We start from the raw sequence: 17,523 nt of genomic DNA, 5'->3' as shown, positions 1-17,523 counted from the left end.
CTGCCTCCACGTGCGCCGCGAACGCTCGGTGATGATCGCCAGATGCTCGCGGCGCGGGCCTCGTTGCTCGACGGCGGTGCCTACTCCCCCATCTCCGACGCGATGATCGAGGCCAGCCGGGTCGATTCCACCGTCTCGAGTGACGGTTCGATGCGCATCGCCGACCTCGCGTGCGGCACCGGCTACTACTCGGGTGCCCTCGCGCGTTCGGTTCCGGATGCACGCCTGCTCCTGGCCGACCGCTCCCCCGACGCCGTGCGCATGAGCCTGCGGTCGATCCCCGACGCAACCGGCGTCGTCCTCGACCTGTGGAGTCCGCTGCCGATCCGGGACAGCGTGGTCGACGTCGCGCTCAACGTGTTCGGTCCGCGCAATCCGCCCGAGTTCGCTCGCATCCTCGCGCCCGGTGGGCGACTCATGGTGGTGGTGCCACGCGACCGCCACCTCGCCGAACTGCGCCGGGACGGCGCGATGCTCGACGTGCCGGCCGGAAAGTCCGATCAGGTGACGAGGCAGTTCGCCGCGGTGGGGCTGGAGGTGGCGACGATGGTGACCGTCGAGTACGCCCTGCCGGCTGATGCGCGCCTGCGCCGACTCCTGGTGGGCATGGGCCCTTCAGCGCACCACACGACCAGCCTGACGAGCACGGACAGCCCGAGCACTGACGGAGCGGAGGACCTCCTGCTCGACGTCACCGTCTCCATCGACCTCATCGTGTTCGCACGGAGGTGAGATGCGGGAAGCCCAGGCGCCGAGGCGCCGGGGCTTCCCGCGAATGCGCGGCTCGGTTCAGCGTGCGAAGTTGCCGCGGTAGTACTCGAAGACCCATCCGACCAGGGCGATCACGACGATCGGCACGGCGATGAACGCGATCCAGAAGCCGATGGCGAGACCGAGGAACGCGAGCGCCGCACCGGCGGCGAGCACCATCGGCCACCAGCTCCACGGGCTGAAGAACCCGAGCTCGGGGTCGCCGTCGTCGATGTTGGCGTCCAGCCGGTCCTCGGGAAGCTCAGCGCCCTGCGCCTTGTGCACTCGTCCGAGGTAGAAGGCGATGAATGCGGCCAGGACGGTCGTGAGCGAGAGCGCGACGGTTCCCGCCCACTCCACGCCGGGGTCGTTCCCGTCGATGCTGGTCCAGACGCTGTAGAGGATCGCCGAGAAGGCGAAGAAGCCCGCCAGGATCCAGAACAGAATGGCGTTCGCGCGCATTTACTTGACTTCCTTCGTCGCTGCGTCGTAGACCGGTGCTTCGGGTGCGTCCTTGGCCGGACCGATGCCCACGGGGATGCCGGCTTCGGGGTGGTTCAGGTCGAACGCGGGAGCCTCGGACCGGATGCGCGGGATGGACGTGAAGTTGTGGCGCGGCGGCGGGCAGCTCGTGGCCCACTCGAGCGAGCGGCCGTAGCCCCACGGGTCGTTCACCGTGACCTTCGGCGCGCGGCGCGCCGTGATGTACACGTTGAGGAAGAACGGGATCATCGAGACGGCGAGGATGCCGGCACCGATCGTGGAGAGCTGGTTCATCCAGGTGATGTTGTCCTCGGGCAGGTACGAGTAGTACCGGCGCGGCATCGCCACGACGCCCAGCCAGTGCTGGATGAGGAACGTCGTGTGGAAGCCGATGAACAGCAGCCAGAAGTGCCACTTGCCCAGCGTCTCGTTGAGCATCTTGCCGGTCCACTTCGGCCACCAGAAGTAGAACCCGGCGAACATCGCGAACACGACGGTGCCGAACACGACGTAGTGGAAGTGGGCGACGACGAAGTAGGTGTCGGAGACGGCGAAGTCGAGCGGCGGCGATGCGAGGATGACGCCGGTCAGGCCGCCGAACACGAAGGTGATGAGGAAGCCGATCGACCACACGAGCGGCGTCTCGAAGGTGATCGAACCGCGCCACATGGTGCCGATCCAGTTGAAGATCTTCACGCCGGTGGGAACCGCGATGAGCATGGTCATCAGTGCGAAGAACGGCAGCAGCACGGAGCCGGTGACGTACATGTGGTGGGCCCAGACCGTGACCGACAGCGCGGCGATCGCGATCGTCGCGTAGATGAGGGTCTTGTAGCCGAAGATCGGCTTGCGGCTGAACACCGGGAAGATCTCCGACACGATGCCGAAGAAGGGCAGCGCGATGATGTACACCTCTGGGTGCCCGAAGAACCAGAACAGGTGCTGCCACAGGATGACGCCGCCGTTGGCCGGATCGTAGATGTGGGCGTCGAAGACCCGGTCGGCGCCGGCCGCCAGGATCGCGGCGGCGAGCACCGGGAAGGCCATCAGCACGAGGATCGAGGTGACGAGCGTGTTCCACGTGAAGATCGGCATGCGGAACATGGTCATGCCGGGCGCGCGCATGGTGATGATCGTGGTGATGAAGTTCACGGCGCCGAGGATGGTGCCGAAGCCCGAGAGGCCGAGACCCAGCATCCACAGGTTGCCGCCGATGCCTGGTGAGAACGTCGTCGACGCGAGCGGCTGGTAGGCGAACCACCCGAACGAGGCGGCGCCCTGCGGCGTGAAGAAGCCAGCGACCGCCATGAGCGAGCCGAAGTTGAACAGCCAGTACGCGAAGGCGTTGAGGCGCGGGAACGCGACGTCGGGCGCGCCGATCTGCAGCGGCATGAGCACGTTCGCGAATCCGGCGAAGAGCGGCGTCGCGAACATGAGCAGCATGATCGTGCCGTGCATCGTGAACAGCTGGTTGTACTGCTCGCGGGTCTGGACGATCTCGAGCCCGGGCTCGAAGAGCTGCGCGCGGATGATGAGGGCCATCACGCCGCCGATGCAGAAGTAGATGAACGCGGTGATCAGGTACAGGTACCCGATGACCTTGTGGTCGGTGGAGGTGATCCACCGAACGAGGATGTTGCCCTTGCGTTCGACCTTGGAAGCGCCGAACGGCAGGCTGCTCGACTGAGGGCGAGCCGGTGCGGTCGTGGTGCTCATTCGGACTGGGTCTCCTCTTGCAGCTTGGGCGTGCCCGTGCCGGGCAGGTTCTGGTTGCGGTCGTACTCGTCGGAGAGCTGACCCTCCTGGCCGAGGTCGCGCAGCGACTCGATGTACTGCTCGTACTCGGACTCGGAGACGACCTCGACGTTGAAGAGCATGAGGGAGTGGTACTCGCCGCAGAGCTCGGCGCACTTGCCCTCGTACGTGCCCTCGCGCTCGGGGACGAACGACATGTAGTTCGTCTTGCCCGGGAACATGTCCTTCTTGTACAGGAAGTCCACGACCCAGAACGAGTGGATCACGTCGCGCGACTGGAGCTCGATCTCGACGTTCTTGCCGACGGGCAGGTAGAGCGTGGGCAGCTCGGACTGGACGAGCGAGCCCTTCGCACCCTCGTCGGAGAGCTGGCCCTGGATGCCGGGCGAGTACACGTCTTCATTGACGTAGTTGAAGTCCCACGCCCACTGCTTGGCGATGACCTCGACCTTGACGTCGATGTCGTCCTCCGCGAAGCGCTGCTCGATGATCGCCTGGTCGCGTGCCGTGAAGGCGAAGAAGCCGAGCACGAGGATCAGCGGCACGATCGTGTAGAAGACCTCGATCGGCATGTTGTAGCGCAGCTGCACCGGGAGCCCGGTCTGGCCCTTGCGACGGCGATAGGCGATGACCGCCCAGATGGTGAGGCCCCACGTGATGACGCCGACCACGAGCAGCACGATCCATGAGGTGACCCAGAGGCCCGACACGAGCTCGGTGTGGTTCGTGACCGGCGGCTGACCGGCTTCGAATCCGGGGAGGAATCCGTTCAGCTGCGCCTCGGTGCATCCTGCGAGGACGAGGCTGAGCGACGCTGCGATCGGGATTGCAGCCCATCGGAGACGGCGATTGTGGCGCACCGGTGACCTTTCGGGAGACTCGAAGGCGCTTCTCAGCGAAGCGCGGTGATCGAGACCTAGCCTACTCCGAACCTGCTGCCCGGGTGTGCACGCGGGGCTCCGATCGAGCACGTCGCGACGCGGATTTCCATCTCGATCGGCGGAAACAACGAAGGGAGGCCGCCTCGGCGACCTCCCTTCGGAGCGTGATGGGCTGCGCTCAGTGGAACGAGTCCCCGCACGCGCAGCTGCCCTGGGCGTTGGGGTTGTCGATCGTGAAGCCCTGCTTCTGGATGGTGTCCTCGAAGTCGATGGAGGCGCCGTCGAGGTAGGGGACGCTCATCTTGTCGACCACGACCTCGACACCCGAGTAGTCGACCACCGCGTCGCCGTCGAGGAGACGCTCGTCGAAGTACAGCTGGTAGATGAGGCCGGAGCAACCGCCCGGCTGCACCGCGACGCGGAGGCGCAGGTCGTCGCGTCCCTCCTGCTCGAGGAGGCTGCGCACCTTGTCGGCGGCGGGGTCGCTCAGCTTCACGCCGTGCGCGGTCTCGGTGATCGTGTCGCTCATGTCTCTCCTCGGTGCGTCGGAAACGCGGGAACCTTCCTCAATGGTAACCGCGGAACCGGAGTGCGCGTCCGGTCTTTGCTCAGGAAGTCGTGGTCCTGGCCTCGAGGCGCGCCAGGAACAGCGCCTCGCTGAGCAGGGCGCGCTTGAACACCCCGAGGTGCAGCGACTCGTTGGGGCTGTGGGCGCGGGAGTCGGGATCCTCGACGCCGGTCACGAGGATCTGCGCTCCGGGGAACTCCTCGACGAGCTCGGCGATGAACGGGATCGAGCCCCCGACGCCGATCTCGACCGGCTCGCGACCCCAGCCCGCCGCCATCGCCGCCCGCGTCTCGGCGACCGCCCAGCCGCTCGTGTCGACGAGGAACGGTTGCCCCGTGTCGACGTCCTCGAAGGTGAGGCGCGCGCCGAACGGGGCATTCGCCTCGAGGTGCGTCCGAATCGCCTCGTACGCCTCGTCGGCGTCCTGACCGGGAGCGATGCGCGCGCTGACCCGCACGCGCACCCCCGGCACCAGCGTGTTGGAGGCGTTCGCGACATCCGGGGCATCGATGCCCGTGATCGTGACCGCCGGCTGCGCCCAGATGCGGGACAGGATCGTGCCGTTGCCGATCGGCGAGACGCCGTCGAGCAGTCCGGTCTCGCGGCGCAGTTGGTCCTCGTCGTACGCGGGCGTCTCGAGGTCGGCGCTGCGGAGGCCCGCCACAGCCACCGAGCCGTCGGGCGCCCAGAGGGTGTCGAGGGTGCGGATGGCCGCGAGCATGGCGTCGGGCACCGCTCCCCCGTACATGCCGGAGTGCGACGCGTGGTCGAGGGTGTCGAAGCGCACGTTGAATGCGACGGCGCCCCTGAGCGCGACCGTGATCGCGGGCGTCTCGAGGTCCCAGTTGCCGGAGTCCGCGACGATGATGGCATCGGCGGTGAGGAGATCGCGGTTCTCGCGGAGGAAGTTCGCGAACGACCGCGACGCCCACTCCTCCTCGCCCTCGACGAAGACGGCGATGCCGAGATCGAAGTCGCCGGATGCCTCGGCGAACGCGCGGATGGCGCCGACATGGGCCATCACGCCCGCCTTGTCGTCGGCCGCGCCGCGTCCGTGCAGGCGATCGCCCCGCTGCGTGGGCTCGAACGGAGGGGTCTCCCAGTCCTCGTCCTTGCCGGGAGGTTGCACGTCGTGGTGGGCGTAGAGGAGCACGGTGGGCCGGCCGTTGCGCGCCGGGCGGCTGGCGACGACCGCCGGCTGGCCGAGCTCGGATCCGTCCTCGACCGCCGCCCGGCGCACCTCGACCAGGTCGAAGACGCCGGTGCCGCGCAGGAGTGCTGCGACCGCCTCGGCACTCTCGGCCACGTGGGCCGCGTCGAACGCCGGCCACGACACGGATGGGATGCGGACGAGGCCGGCGAGGTCGGCGACGGTGGCCGGGAATCCGGCGTCCACGGCTGCGTGGATGGCGTCGGAGGTCTCGGGTGCGGGAACGACGTCGGATTCGGTGAGTCGGGGGTCGGTCATGCCGGTAATCTTAAGGGCAACCGAACCGAGGACTCCCGTGGCAAAGCAACCGAACAGCAGCGACCAGCCGAGCGTCGAGACGCTCGAAGAGACCCAGGCCCGGGTGAAGGCCGGCAAGGGTGCGCCCACGCCGAGCCGCGCCGAGCAGGAGGCCGCACGCAAGCGACCGCTCGTCCCCAACGACCGCAAGGAAGCGGCGAAGCAGGCCCGCGCCCAGCAGTCCGAGGCGCGCGAGCGCGCCCGGGTCGGCATGGCCCTCGGCGACGACCGCTACCTGCCCGCACGCGACCGCGGACCGCAGAAGAAGTTCGTGCGCGACTACGTCGACGCCCGGTTCAGCATCGGCGAGGTGCTCATCCCGGTGATGTTCCTCGTGATCCTCCTGACGCTGATCCCGAGCGCCCAGGTGCAGACCATCGGCATCCTCGCGCTCTGGGCGTTCTTCCTCATCGCCGTCGTCGACGTCGTGATCCTCGGATACGTCGTCACGCGCAAGGTGCAGGCCAAGTTCGGCGCGGACAAGGCGGAGCGCGTGCGCTGGTACGCGGCGATGCGTGCGCTGCAGCTTCGTCCGCTGCGGCTTCCGAAGCCGCAGGTCAAGCGCGGGCAGTACCCGTCCTGACGCGGATGCGCACGCGCTCGCGAACGGCCACGCGGCTCAGTCCGCTCGCGCGTACGCTCCGGCCCTGATCAGCGGCACCCGGGTCTCCTCGTCGCTGAGCGAGCCGTGCTGCCCGATCATCGACTCCGCCTGCCGATTCGATTCCCGCCGGTCGTAGTACGCGATGCCCGCCCGGGCGATCACGAGCAGGTCGCCGATGCGGGGCCGCACCTCGTCGGCGACATCGCCGTACATGCCCGCGGCGATCGCCTCCTCGCGCGTGACGACCCACGCGCGATGCTCCTCGGCGGCACGCCACCGATCGACGAGCTCCGCGCGAGCCGCAGCGTCGAGGTCGGGCTCGAGATGGAGCGAGAGGAACCGGGGTTCACCCCCGACGTGCCGCACGCCGTCGAGGAGTCCGGGCTTCGCGTCGATGAACACGTGCCGGTGGGCGGGCACGTCGATCACGCCGTGGTCGGCGGTGACGAGCAGGCCCGTGCCACGCGGCATCCGTCGTTCGAAGGCGGACAGCTCGGCGTCGAGCTGCTCGAGGATGCCGAGCCAGCGGTCTGACTCCCAGCCGTGCGCATGGGCCGACTGGTCGAGTTCGGGAACGTAGAGGTAGACGAGCGCACCCGCATCCCCCTCGAGCAGCGTGCGCGCCTCGGCGAACCGGTCCGCGATGGTCGCGGCCGCGCGGTACTCCGCTCCGCGCAGCACGGCCCGGGTGAAGCCCGAGTCGGCGTAGCGGGCCGCCCCGACGGCGAAGCTCCGGATGCCGCGCCCTGCGGCCTCCTCGAAGCGGGTCGCCGAGCGCTGCCAGGTCTCGGGGACCATGCCGGCGTCCCAGCCACTCAGCTGGTTGACGAGGCGATCGTGGGCAACGTCGAGCACCCGGTAGCCCACGAGCCCGTGCTCCCCCGGCATCCGGCCGGTGGTGAAGCTCGCGATCGCCGCGGCGGTGGTCGACGGCACCACCGTGCGGATGACGTCGCGCCGCGACATCCGCCCCGCCAGGAAACGGGCGTGCCCGGCCCTGGCCTGGATGTTGGCCGCGCCGAGCCCGTCGACGAGCACCACGACGGCTCCGGATGCCGCGGGGAGCGCGAATTCGTTCGCCTCCCCCGTGAGGCTCGCGATCGAACTCGCGAGCACCCCGGCAAGCCGCGGAGCTGTGACGGCGGGCACCGGTAGCATGGCAGGCATCGCGCCCAGTCTGGCACAGGCCAGCGCGCGCTCCTCGTTCGCCGCGTGCCCCCAGCACGCCTGCCGCAGAGACCACGGATGACCCGAGCCAAGAACCCGCCCGCAGACGAACCGATCGTCGAACGCATCCAAGACGTCGACGTCGCCACCGAGATGCAGGGCTCGTTCCTCGAGTACGCCTATTCGGTCATCTACTCGCGGGCCCTGCCCGACGCACGCGACGGGTTGAAGCCCGTGCAGCGACGCATCCTCTACCAGATGGTCGAGATGGGGCTGCGGCCCGATCGAGGGCACGTGAAGTCGGCGCGGGTCGTCGGCGAGGTCATGGGCAAGCTGCATCCGCACGGCGACACGGCCATCTACGACGCGCTCGTCCGCATGGCGCAGGCGTTCACGCTCCGCGTGCCGCTCATCGACGGCCACGGCAACTTCGGCTCACTCGACGACGGTCCTGCGGCGCCACGATACACCGAGGCACGACTCGACGCCCCCGCCCTGGCGATGACCGAGGGCCTCGACGAGGACGTCGTGGACTTCGTGCCGAACTACGACAACCAGCTCACGCAGCCAGAGGTGCTGCCGGCGGCCTACCCGAACCTGCTCGTCAACGGAGCCAGCGGCATCGCCGTGGGCATGGCCACCAACATGGCCCCGCACAACCTCATCGAGGTGGTCGGGGCGGCCCGGCACCTCATCGCGCACCCGAATGCCACGCTCGACGAGCTCATGGAATTCGTGCCGGGCCCCGACCTCCCCACTGGCGGCATGATCGTCGGCCTCGCCGGCATCAAGGACGCCTACGCCACCGGCCGCGGCGCGTTCAAGACCCGGGCCAAGGTGCGGGTCGAGAACATCACCGCGCGCAAGACCGGGCTCGTCGTCACCGAGCTGCCTTACCTCGTCGGTCCCGAGAAGGTCATCGAGAAGATCAAGGACGGCGTCAACGCCAAGAAGATCAGCGGCATCTCGGACGTCACCGACCTCACCGACCGCACCAACGGCCTCCGGCTCGTCATCGGCATCAAGACCGGCTTCAGTCCCGACGCGGTGCTCGAGCAGCTCTACCGGCTCACCCCGCTGGAAGACTCCTTCAACATCAACAACGTCGCCCTCGTCGACGGCGGACCGCAGACCCTCGGGCTTCGCGAGCTGCTGCAGGTGTACGTGGCGCATCGCATCTCGGTCGTCACGCGCCGGTCGCAGTACCGCCTCGCCCGCCGGCGCGAACGCCTGCACCTGGTCGACGGCCTGCTCATCGCGATCCTCGACATCGACGAGGTCATCCAGGTCATCAGGTCGAGCGACGACACCGCCGCGGCACGCGCCCGCCTGATGGAGGTCTTCGACCTCAGCCACGTGCAGGCCGAGTACATCCTCGAGCTGCAGCTGCGCCGGCTCACCAAGTTCTCCCGCATCGAGCTCGAAGCCGAGCGCGACAAGCTGCGCGCCGAGATCGCCGAGCTCGAGGAGCTGCTGGCGAGCCGTCATCGCATCGAAGCCCTCGTGTCCGACGAGCTCGCCGAGGTCGCGGAGCGCTACGGCACGCCGCGGCGCACCCTGCTCACCGACGCCCGTCCGAGCATCGCCGGGGCGGCCGCCAAGCGACAGGCCGCCGTGCTCGAGGTGGCGGACGTGCCGTGCCGCGTGTTCCTCAGCGCCACCGGGCGCATCGCGCGGGTCGACCTGCCCGACGGTCCCGACGGGCCGCCGACCATCACCCCGCCCGCCCGCCGCAGCAAGCACGACGCGATCCGATCGACCATCGACACCACCAGCCGTGCCGAGATCGGGGCCGTGACCAGCCTCGGCCGCCTCATCCGCTTCACGCCCGTCGACCTGCCGATGCTGCCGCCGACCTCCGTGCAGCTCGGCGCCGGTGTCCGGGTCGGCGACTACCTCGCGCTGCCGAACCGCGACGAGAAGGTGCTCGCACTCGTCTCGCTCGACGGCGATCGCTCGATCGCCCTCGGCACCAAGCAGGGGGTCGTGAAGCGCGTCTCCACGGGCGCGTACCCCAACAAGCCCGAGTTCGAGGTCATCGGCCTGAAGGCTGGCGACGAGGTCGTCGGCGCGGTCCAGGGCGACGAGTCCGACGAGCTCGTGTTCGTGGCATCCGACGCGCAGCTGCTGCGGTTCCCCGCGTCAAGCGTGCGTCCGCAGGGCTGCCCCGCCGGCGGCATGGCGGGCATCAACCTCGCCGCGGGCTCCCACGTCGTCCACTTCACGAGCCTTCCCGCCGACGCGGCCGACGATGCGGTCGTGGTGACGGTGGCCGCGAGCAACGAGACGCTGCTCGGCACCGACCCCGGGTCGGCGAAGGTGAGTTCGTTCGCGGAGTTCCCGCCCAAGGGGCGTGCCACCGGCGGCGTGCGCGCCCAGCGGTTCCTGAAGGGCGAGGATGCGTTGCACCTGGCGTGGGTGGGCCGCTTCCCCGCGCTGGCGGTCGGCGCCGACGGATCGGCACGGCAGCTGCCCGACGGCGGGGCGAAGCGCGACGCGTCGGGTCAGCCGCTCGAAGCCGTCGTCGCCGCGATCGGCGTCCGCATCGGCTGAGCCCGGCGGTCGGGCATCCGGCCGAGCGGCGGCCGATGCCGACCGGTGCTCACGCGTCGATGCGGTCGCGCTCGAGGGCGTCGGAGCTGTCGATGATGAACTCCTTGCGCGGCGCGACGTCGTTGCCCATCAGCAGCTCGAAGACCCGCCCGGCGTTCTCAGCGTCGCCGAGGCCGACGCGCCGGAGCGTGCGATGGCGCTTGTCCATCGTGGTCGTCGCCAGCTGGTCGGCATCCATCTCGCCGAGTCCCTTGTAGCGCTGGATCGGGTCCTGGTATCGACGCCCCTGCTTCTTCAGCGTGGCGAGCACCCCCTGCAGCTCGGCCTCCGAGTAGGTGTAGACGATCTCGTTCGGCTTGGAGCCCGGGTTCATGACGACCACCCGGTGCAGCGGCGGCACAGCGGCGAAGACGCGGCCCTCCTCGATCATCGGGCGCATGTACCGGAAGAACAGGGTGAGCAGCAGCGTGCGGATGTGGGCGCCGTCGACGTCGGCGTCGCTCATGATGATGACCTTGCCGTACCTCGCCGTCGAGAGGTCGAAGCTGCGACCCGAACCGGCGCCGATGACCTGGATGATCGACGCGCACTCGGCGTTGCCGAGCATGTCGGACACGCTGGCCTTCTGCACGTTGAGGATCTTGCCTCGGATCGGCAGGAGCGCCTGGTGCTCGCTGTCGCGCGCGAGCTTCGCCGTGCCGAGCGCCGAGTCGCCCTCGACGATGAACAGCTCGCTGTGCGCCACGTCACTCGATCGGCAGTCGACGAGCTTCGCCGGCAGCGACGAGCTCTCGAGCGCATTCTTGCGACGCTGCGTCTCCTTGTGCGCGCGGGCCGAGATGCGCGACTTCATCTCCGCGACGACCTTGTCGAGCAGGAGCGCGGACTGCGCCTTGTCGTCGCGCTTCGACGAGGCGAATCGCGCTCCGAGCTCCTTGGCGAGCACGTTGGCGACGATGGCGCGGACGGCCGGCGTGCCCAGCACCTCCTTGGTCTGGCCCTCGAACTGCGGCTCGGGCAGGCGCACCGTGATCACCGCGGTGAGGCCGGCGAGCACGTCGTCCTTCTCGAGCTTGTCGTTGCCCGCCTTCAAGCGGCGGGCGTTCAGCTCCACCTGCTGGCGAAGGAACTTCAGGAGCCCCTGGTCGAAGCCGGTCTGATGCGTGCCGCCCTTGGGCGTGGCGATGATGTTGACGAACGACTTCACGACGGTGTCGTACCCGGTGCCCCAGCGCAGGGCGATGTCGACCTGGCATTCGCGGTGCAGCTCCGTCGGCACCATCGCCCCGGCGTCGGTCAGCACCGGCACCGTCTCCGTGAACGGACCGACGCCGGTGATGCGCCAGATGTCGGTGAGCGCCGCGTCGGTGGCGAGGTGCTCGGCGAACTCCGAGATGCCGCCCTCGAACTGGAATGACGTGGTGTGCGGCTCGGCGCCGCGCTCGTCGGTCACGTCGATGGCGAGGCCGGGCACGAGGTACGCCGTCTGGCGAGCACGCGAGAGCAGTTCCTCGGTCTGGAACTCCGCGCCCTTGGTGAAGATCTGTCGGTCGGCCCAGTAGCGGATGCGCGTGCCGGTGACGCCCTTGGCGACCTTGCCGACGACGCGGAGCTCACTGCGCTCCTCGAACGGGGTGAACGGCGCGTCGGGGCTGGGCGTGCCGGCATCGGCGAAGATGCCCGGCTCGCCGCGGTGGAACGACATCGCCCACGTCTTGCCGTCGCGGTCGACCTCGACGTCGAGTCGCTCGGAGAGCGCGTTGACCACGGATGCCCCGACACCGTGCAGTCCGCCGGAGGCCGCGTAGGAGCCGGAGCCGAACTTGCCGCCGGCGTGCAGCTTGGTGAAGACGACCTCGACGCCCGAGAGGCCGGTCTTGGGCTCGATGTCCACGGGGATGCCGCGGGCGCGGTCGCGCACCTCGACGCTGCCGTCGGGGTGGAGGACGACGCCGATCTCGCCACCGTGGCCGCCCAGGGCCTCGTCGACGGAGTTGTCGATGATCTCCCACAGGCAGTGCATGAGCCCGCGCGAGTCGGTGGAACCGATGTACATGCCCGGTCGTTTGCGCACCGCCTCGAGTCCCTCGAGGACGGAGAGATGGCGGGCGGAATAGTCGGAGCTCACGTCGCACAAGCCTACTGACGGTCGACGACACCGCGTGCGAGGCGCTACGCGCTGAGCGAAATGCCCGGCTCAACGGGCGGTGGACCGCCGTGGGCGTGCTTTCATTGAGGAACGGAAGCATCGAGCGTGAGCCAGGAGGAGGAGCCATGACGAACTACACCGACACCACCGGTGCGGTCGACGAACTCGACACCCCATATGAGCTCACCGCGCTCGACCGCTGTGACGCGTGCGGCGCCCAGGCCTACATCCGGGTCGTCGTCGCGAGCGGCGAGCTGCTGTTCTGCGCCCACCACGGCCGCAAGCACCAGGAGAAGCTGTCGCAGATCGCGCACAGCTGGCACGACGAGTCGAGCAAGCTCCTCGTCGACGGCCGCGACTGAGCCCACCGATCAGACACGAACGCCCCGGCCTCGGCCGGGGCGTTCGTGCGTTCCGGGTCAGTGGTCGGTCACGGGTCGCCGGGTCAGGCCTCGGTGACGGATGCCGCGGCGCCGACGGCCGCGAGCTGCGTCTCGCGCGCAGCAGTCGCGTACGCGTCGGCGACGGCTGCCGCAGGTCCGGCCGCGTACTCGAGCCCGGCCCGCTCCGCCATCGACACGAGGAGGTGATCGGCGAACTCCGGATTCTTCGCCAGCACGGGACCGTGCAGGTGCGTGCCGATGACCGCGCCCATCACGACGCCCTCCTGGCCCGAGCCGCGGCCGTTGCCGGTGCCCGAGCGGAGCCGCCCGAGCGGCGAGCCCTCGGCGCCGACGTAGTCTCGGGCATGGTTCTCGAACCCGACGAGCAGCCCGAACCGCGGCGACGCGACGACGACATCGCCGGTGACCCGGCCGTCGCGGGGCACGGCACGCCCGGGGAGGATGCCGAGGCCCTCGACGGTCGAGCCGTCGCGGCGCTCGATCCCCCAGCTGAGCAGCTCCCATCCGGTGCCGACCGAGAGGATCGGGACTCCGTCGGTGCCCCACGTGCGCAACTCGTCGTGGATCGTGAGCAGCTTCGACCGGACCGCCTCGAGCGAGGCGTCGCTTCCGGAGCCGATCACGACCGCGTCCACCCGACCCGGCAGGTCGGCGGGCGAGTCGACGGGGATGACGCGAGCCTCGAGGCCGGCCCATTCCGCGCGCCGCTGGAGCACGGTCGCATTCTCGGCATCGCCGTTCGTGTTCATCAGCGAAGGCAGGAGCGACACGATGTTCAGGGTGGTCATTCCGCTCCCGTGAGTCCGAGGTGGGCGCGTGTCCGGCGCATGGCGTCGGCGGAGAACACGATGGTCTTCACGCCGGAGCCGGGCCGCGGTGCGGCGAGGAAGTCGTCCAGGGCTCGTCCGAGGTCGGGCTCGACCCGTTCGATGGCGACGCCGTCGTAGGCGAGCATCAGCGCCGCCTCGGCGGCCTTCGAGCCGCTGACGATCGAGACGCGGCCGAGCGACGAGGCATCCGTCGGCCAGAAATAGGACGGGTCACGCACGTCGGACCCGATCGCGAAGAGGATCTGCTCGGTGCCCGGTTCGATGCTGTCCACGTTCAGCTGGTAGCTCGCCGGGTTCTGCACCAGCACGAACTCGACCTCGTGCCCGCGCACGGTCACCCGCTCGCCGCGGCCGAACACCGCGGGAATGGCGCTCAGGGCGTCGGCTGCCGTGGACGCGGTGAACCGCTCCCCCAGCACCGCCTGTGCCGTGGCGTAGGCCGCGGCCGCGTCGACCGCGTAGTGAGTGCCCCTCGCCGGCAGCGTGATCTCGACGGATGCCTCGCCGTCGCGCAGCACCGCAGCCGCCCCGTCGACCGAGGCCACGACCACTCCGGCGTCCGAACCGAGGCGCCCGTCCGTGGTCTCGGTGTACCCGAGGCCGCGAGGCGACCGCGCGAGCACGTCGGCGGACACCCCGAACCGCCGCACCGCCACGCCGGGCCCGGCCTTCGCCGCGAGCCGCTCGAGGTAGGCGTCATCCGCGTTCACCACGATCGCCTCGTGCGCTCGCGCGGCGATGCGCTCGAGCATCCCGGCCACCATCTCGGAATCGTGGAAGCGGTCGATCTGGTCGACCATCACGTTGGTGAGCGCGACCACCCGGGCATCGACGCCCTGCATGACGAGGGCGCCGTGGCCCTCGTCCATCTCGAGCACGGCGACCTCGCCCGGCACTCGGCCCTGCCAGTCCGCCCGTTCGAGCACCGCGGAGGTGAGCCCCTGGCTGATGTTCGCCGTGGACGGGTTCGTGAACACGTCCATGCCGTGGGCGCGGAGGATCGCCACGAGCATCTTCGTGGTGGTCGACTTGCCGCTCGAGCCGGAGACCACGACGAGCCCCTGCGGGAAGCCGGACAGCGTGCGGGTCAGGTACCCGGGTGCGATGCGGTTGACGACGAGTCCCGGAACAGCCGAACCGCCGCCCGGCTTGCGCAGCCGGGCGGCGAATCGGGTGAGCCTGCCGACGAGGATCGCCGGCGCGTAGCGCACCTGGGTCCTACTCGAGGTAGTCGCGGAGCGACTGCGAGCGCGACGGGTGGCGCAGCTTGGCCATCGTCTTCGACTCGATCTGGCGGATCCGCTCACGGGTCACGCCGAAGGTGTCGCCGATCTGGTCGAGGGTCTTCGGCATGCCGTCGCCGAGCCCGAAGCGCATGCGGATCACGCCCGCCTCACGCTCGCTCAGCGAGTCGAGCAGCGACTCGAGCTGCTTCTGCAGCATCGTGAAGCCGACCGCGTCGGCCGGCACGACCGCTTCGGTGTCCTCGATGAGGTCGCCGAACTCGCTGTCGCCGTCTTCACCGAGGGGCGTGTGCAGCGAGATGGGCTCGCGGCCGTACTTCTGCACCTCGATGACCTTCTCGGGGGTCATGTCGAGCTCGCGGCTGAGCTCCTCGGGGGTGGGCTCGCGACCGAGGTCCTGCAGCATCTGGCGCTGGACGCGGGCGAGCTTGTTGATGACCTCGACCATGTGCACCGGGATGCGGATGGTGCGCGCCTGGTCCGCCATGGCGCGGGTGATCGCCTGGCGGATCCACCACGTCGCGTACGTCGAGAACTTGAAGCCCTTCGTGTAGTCGAACTTCTCGACCGCACGGATGAGGCCCAGGTTGCCCTCCTGGATCAGGTCCAGGAACTGCATGCCACGGCCCGTGTAGCGCTTCGCCAGCGAGACGACGAGACGCAGGTTGGCGCCGAGCAGGTGGCTTTTCGCACGCTGGCCGTCCTTGGCGACCCACTGCAGCTCGCGACCGAGCTGCGAGCGCTTCTCGGAATCGGTCATGTGCGAGAGCTTCTCCTCGGCGAAGAGACCGGCCTCGATGCGCATGGCCAGCTCGACCTCTTCGGCCGCGTTCAGGAGCGCGACCTTGCCGATCTGCTTCAGGTAGTCCTTGACCGGGTCGGCCGTCGCACCGGTGATGGCGCTCGAGTAGACCGGGACCTCGTCCTCGTCGTCGACCGCACGGAGCACCAGCGCACCCGTCGGGTGCGGCTCGACGGCGACGGGCTTCGTCTCCTCGTCGTCGGTGTCGGTGTCGGCATCCGTCTCGGTGGCCTCGACGACCGCCGCCGTGTCGACCTCGACCTCGGCGTCGACCTCGACCTCTTCGAGCTCGCCGGGCTCGACCTCGTCCTCATCGTCGCCCGTCGCGCCGGCCTTGGCCTTGGTGCGCGGCTTGGCGGCGGTCTTCGCCGTGCTGGTGCGCGGCGTCTTCGTCGCTGGGGTGGCCGCCTTCGTGCCGGCCTTCGCCGCGGGGGCCTTGGTGGCCGTCGCGGCGGTCTTCGCGGCGGTCGACTTCGCAGCCGTCGTGCGCGCAGCGGGCTTGTCCGCCTCGCTCTTCGCCGACGTCGCAGCCTTCGTCGTTGCCATTGGTTGAACCTCTCCTACCGTTGCCCGGCGCGTGCCCTCTCGGGCGCTCGGCTCGTGCTGTCGGCCCGGTCGTTTTCGGACACTATGAGGACCCATGTCAAGTCTGCTTCGTCGGCGCACGTGAACTGCGCCAGCAGACCAGAACGGGTCCTGACTCCATTATACAGACTCGGGGTCGGTCGGACGTCGCTCCGCCCGCTCCTCGCCCACATTGTGCAACGTGCGGGAGGCATCGGGAATTCCCGGTTGGCCGGGCGCTTCGACCGCTCATGAACGCCGGACGACGGCCCCGGCAGGCCCTCCCCGATCGGTCGACGTCACCCGCCGAGGGGCGTGTCGTCGTCCCGGGTGCGGCGGTAGGCGAGGAACTTCTCCAGTTCGGCCGCCAGCTCGTCGGCCGAGGGCAGCTCGCCGTCCTCGTCGGTGAGCGGCGAACGGAGCGAGGTCCCCTCCATGTAGGAGTCGTGGCGCTGCTCCAGCGTGCCGACGAGCTTGGCGAGCTCGCCGTTCTCGGCCACCTGCTCGTCGATGCGGGCGATGAAGTCGCGCCCCTGCTCGCGCAGCGCATCAGTCGGGAAGATCCGACCGGTCGAGGCGCTGATCGCCTCGAGTGCCGCGACGGCGGCCGTCGGGTACTCCGCGTCGCTCAGGTAGTGCGGCACCAGGAGCACGAAACCGGTGGTCGGATGCCCCTGCTCCTGCAGCCGGTACTCGACGAGGTGCAGCGCATTCGAGGGAACCTCGGTGGTCGGCCGCCAGATCGACATGGCCTCGATGAGGTCGGCGCGGTTGCCGCTGACCGTCATGCCGATGGGCCGGGTGTGCGGCACGGGCATGGGAATGGAGTTGATCCAGGTCGTCGAGGAGACCTGCAGGTCGTCGATGAGGCCGAGCAGCGCCGCACCGAAGCGCTCCCACTGGAAGTCGGGCTCGTAGCCCGTGAGCATCAGGAACTCCTGGCCGATCTCGTCGCGCGCGAGGTCGAGGCTGAGACGGGGCGGCCGGTAGTCGGCGAGGTGGTCGCCTTGGAACAGGATGATCGGCCGGCGCGCACGGTAGTCGAGCAGCTCGTCGGCCTCGAAGGTCGCCACGACGGTGGTGTCGAGCGTCGACAGCAGGTAGTCGCTGGTCTGCGCGACCGCGGAGCCGGCGTCGGCGAATCCGGTGAGGCCCGCCACGAGTGGCAGCCCGGGTGGGACCTGGACGTCCGGATTCAGCTCGTAGAGTGACCGGGGATCGCGCATGCTTCCAGCCTACTGACGCCGTTCCGGGCCCCCTCC

15 protein-coding genes are annotated in these 17,523 nt (G+C 69.4%); 4 read left to right on the top strand and 11 right to left on the bottom strand.

From position 1 onward, the window contains the following. The first annotated feature begins 42 nt into the window (after positions 1 to 42). The gene (locus AC1DZA_RS12625; RefSeq protein WP_476773037.1) at positions 43 to 732 is read left to right on the top strand and encodes a methyltransferase domain-containing protein; all 690 of its coding nucleotides are present in this window, start codon (positions 43 to 45) and stop codon (positions 730 to 732) included. 57 nt (positions 733 to 789) lie between these two features. Here AC1DZA_RS12625 and AC1DZA_RS12620 read toward each other — a convergent pair whose 3' ends face one another. From AC1DZA_RS12620 to AC1DZA_RS12600, 5 genes are all read right to left on the bottom strand, one after another. Beyond that, the gene (locus tag AC1DZA_RS12620; protein WP_476762627.1) at positions 790 to 1,212 is read right to left on the bottom strand and encodes a cytochrome c oxidase subunit 4; all 423 of its coding nucleotides are present in this window, start codon (positions 1,210 to 1,212) and stop codon (positions 790 to 792) included. Then, positions 1,213 to 2,949 carry an aa3-type cytochrome oxidase subunit I gene (ctaD, locus tag AC1DZA_RS12615; RefSeq protein WP_476762628.1) on the bottom strand — a complete coding sequence of 579 codons (1,737 nt, stop codon included), beginning with the start codon at positions 2,947 to 2,949 and terminating at the stop codon, positions 1,213 to 1,215. It abuts the gene before it with no gap. Beyond that, entirely contained in the window at positions 2,946 to 3,848 is a 903-nt protein-coding gene (ctaC, locus tag AC1DZA_RS12610; protein ID WP_309978510.1) for an aa3-type cytochrome oxidase subunit II, read from the bottom strand. The genes ctaD and ctaC overlap by 4 nt, the downstream gene beginning before the upstream one ends. Positions 3,849 to 4,047: 199 nt before the next feature. Further along, positions 4,048 to 4,398 (bottom strand): iron-sulfur cluster insertion protein ErpA, encoded by a 351-nt coding sequence (gene erpA / locus AC1DZA_RS12605; protein ID WP_309978508.1) that lies wholly within the window; start codon positions 4,396 to 4,398, stop codon positions 4,048 to 4,050. Positions 4,399 to 4,477: 79 nt separating this feature from the next. Beyond that, positions 4,478 to 5,905, bottom strand: coding sequence for a M20/M25/M40 family metallo-hydrolase (locus AC1DZA_RS12600; RefSeq protein ID WP_476772990.1), 1,428 nt, complete (start codon positions 5,903 to 5,905; stop codon positions 4,478 to 4,480). 37 nt (positions 5,906 to 5,942) lie between these two features. Here AC1DZA_RS12600 and AC1DZA_RS12595 point away from each other — a divergent pair, with 37 nt between their 5' ends. Beyond that, positions 5,943 to 6,527: a DUF3043 domain-containing protein gene (locus tag AC1DZA_RS12595; RefSeq protein ID WP_309978504.1), complete on the top strand. Its 585-nt coding sequence runs from the start codon at positions 5,943 to 5,945 to the stop codon at positions 6,525 to 6,527. A gap of 36 nt (positions 6,528 to 6,563) precedes the next feature. Here AC1DZA_RS12595 and AC1DZA_RS12590 read toward each other — a convergent pair whose 3' ends face one another. Beyond that, positions 6,564 to 7,715 (bottom strand): alkaline phosphatase family protein, encoded by a 1,152-nt coding sequence (locus AC1DZA_RS12590; protein ID WP_476772989.1) that lies wholly within the window; start codon positions 7,713 to 7,715, stop codon positions 6,564 to 6,566. A 78-nt stretch (positions 7,716 to 7,793) separates the two neighbouring features. Between AC1DZA_RS12590 and AC1DZA_RS12585 the strand changes: the two genes are divergently transcribed. Beyond that, complete coding sequence (locus AC1DZA_RS12585) at positions 7,794 to 10,268, top strand: DNA gyrase/topoisomerase IV subunit A (RefSeq protein WP_476772988.1); 2,475 nt, start codon at positions 7,794 to 7,796, stop codon at positions 10,266 to 10,268. A gap of 49 nt (positions 10,269 to 10,317) precedes the next feature. On the opposite strand, the gene AC1DZA_RS12580 is transcribed toward AC1DZA_RS12585, so the two are convergent. Then, positions 10,318 to 12,396, bottom strand: coding sequence for a DNA gyrase/topoisomerase IV subunit B (locus tag AC1DZA_RS12580; RefSeq protein WP_476763200.1), 2,079 nt, complete (start codon positions 12,394 to 12,396; stop codon positions 10,318 to 10,320). 146 nt (positions 12,397 to 12,542) lie between these two features. Here AC1DZA_RS12580 and AC1DZA_RS12575 point away from each other — a divergent pair, with 146 nt between their 5' ends. Then, a complete protein-coding gene (locus AC1DZA_RS12575; protein WP_159600801.1) occupies positions 12,543 to 12,779 on the top strand; it encodes a DUF7455 domain-containing protein in 237 nt (78 codons plus the stop codon). 83 nt (positions 12,780 to 12,862) lie between these two features. Here AC1DZA_RS12575 and AC1DZA_RS12570 read toward each other — a convergent pair whose 3' ends face one another. The 4 genes from AC1DZA_RS12570 to AC1DZA_RS12555 form a co-directional block, all read right to left on the bottom strand. Continuing rightward, a complete protein-coding gene (locus AC1DZA_RS12570; RefSeq protein WP_476772987.1) occupies positions 12,863 to 13,609 on the bottom strand; it encodes a type 1 glutamine amidotransferase in 747 nt (248 codons plus the stop codon). Next, positions 13,606 to 14,862: a Mur ligase family protein gene (locus tag AC1DZA_RS12565; RefSeq protein WP_476772986.1), complete on the bottom strand. Its 1,257-nt coding sequence runs from the start codon at positions 14,860 to 14,862 to the stop codon at positions 13,606 to 13,608. Before AC1DZA_RS12565 ends, AC1DZA_RS12570 begins: the two co-directional genes overlap by 4 nt. Positions 14,863 to 14,869: 7 nt before the next feature. Further along, entirely contained in the window at positions 14,870 to 16,339 is a 1,470-nt protein-coding gene (locus tag AC1DZA_RS12560; RefSeq protein ID WP_476772985.1) for an RNA polymerase sigma factor, read from the bottom strand. Between the two features lie 221 nt (positions 16,340 to 16,560). Beyond that, positions 16,561 to 17,487, bottom strand: coding sequence for a proteasome assembly chaperone family protein (locus AC1DZA_RS12555; protein ID WP_476760884.1), 927 nt, complete (start codon positions 17,485 to 17,487; stop codon positions 16,561 to 16,563). Positions 17,488 to 17,523 lie beyond the last annotated feature (36 nt).

The sequence above is a fragment of the Agromyces sp. P2_B3 genome, from assembly GCF_056404815.1.
Note: the sequence above shows the minus strand (reverse complement) of the source record. Positions and strands in the feature narration are given on the sequence as shown.